The sequence below is a fragment of the Streptomyces sp. XH2 genome (assembly GCF_049725035.1).
GTDB lineage: Bacteria > Actinomycetota > Actinomycetes > Streptomycetales > Streptomycetaceae > Streptomyces > Streptomyces roseoverticillatus.
Window position 1 is genome coordinate 1 of the sequence record NZ_JBMMMZ010000036.1, and the last position, 1,448, is coordinate 1,448.

A 1,448-nucleotide genomic window follows, 5' to 3' on the forward strand; every position below is an offset into this window, starting at 1 on the left:
CTTCAGAACTAACACAGTGGACGCGAGCAACTGAGGACAAGCCCTCGGCCTATTAGTACCAGTCAGCTCCAACCGTTACCGGTCTTCCACACCTGGCCTATCAACCCAGTCGTCTACTGGGAGCCTTACCCCATCAAGTGGGTGGGAGTCCTCATCTCGAAGCAGGCTTCCCGCTTAGATGCTTTCAGCGGTTATCCCTCCCGAACGTAGCCAACCAGCCATGCCCTTGGCAGGACAACTGGCACACCAGAGGTTCGTCCGTCCCGGTCCTCTCGTACTAGGGACAGCCCTTCTCAAGACTCCTACGCGCACAGCGGATAGGGACCGAACTGTCTCACGACGTTCTAAACCCAGCTCGCGTACCGCTTTAATGGGCGAACAGCCCAACCCTTGGGACCGACTCCAGCCCCAGGATGCGACGAGCCGACATCGAGGTGCCAAACCATCCCGTCGATATGGACTCTTGGGGAAGATCAGCCTGTTATCCCCGGGGTACCTTTTATCCGTTGAGCGACGGCGCTTCCACAAGCCACCGCCGGATCACTAGTCCCGACTTTCGTCCCTGCTCGACCCGTCGGTCTCACAGTCAAGCTCCCTTGTGCACTTACACTCAACACCTGATTGCCAACCAGGCTGAGGGAACCTTTGGGCGCCTCCGTTACCCTTTAGGAGGCAACCGCCCCAGTTAAACTACCCACCAGACACTGTCCCTGATCCGGATCACGGACCCAGGTTAGACATCCAGCACGACCAGAGTGGTATTTCAACGACGACTCCACACACACTGGCGTGCATGCTTCACAGTCTCCCACCTATCCTACACAAGCCGAACCGAACACCAATATCAAGCTATAGTAAAGGTCCCGGGGTCTTTCCGTCCTGCTGCGCGAAACGAGCATCTTTACTCGTAGTGCAATTTCACCGGGCCTATGGTTGAGACAGTCGAGAAGTCGTTACGCCATTCGTGCAGGTCGGAACTTACCCGACAAGGAATTTCGCTACCTTAGGATGGTTATAGTTACCACCGCCGTTTACTGGCGCTTAAGTTCTCAGCTTCGCCCTGTCGAAACAGAGCTAACCGGTCCCCTTAACGTTCCAGCACCGGGCAGGCGTCAGTCCGTATACATCGCCTTACGGCTTCGCACGGACCTGTGTTTTTAGTAAACAGTCGCTTCTCGCTGGTCTCTGCGGCCACCCCCAGCTCAGAGTGCAAGACTCATCACCAGAAATGGCCCCCCTTCTCCCGAAGTTACGGGGGCATTTTGCCGAGTTCCTTAACCATAGTTCACCCGAACGCCTCGGTATTCTCTACCTGACCACCTGAGTCGGTTTAGGGTACGGGCCGCCATGAAACTCGCTAGAGGCTTTTCTCGACAGCATAGGATCATCCACTTCACCACAATCGGCTCGGCATCAGGTCTCAGGCTTCATGCTGTCCGGATTTGCCT

Annotated in this window: 1 other annotated feature (running past one end of the window). The window is 56.1% G+C overall.

What is annotated here, in order from left to right:
- Nucleotides 1-32 precede the first annotated feature (32 nt).
- Nucleotides 33-1,448: a sequence feature (mutual gap in cmsearch alignment for this rRNA model is longer than 100), on the minus strand; it runs 1,677 nt beyond the window's last position.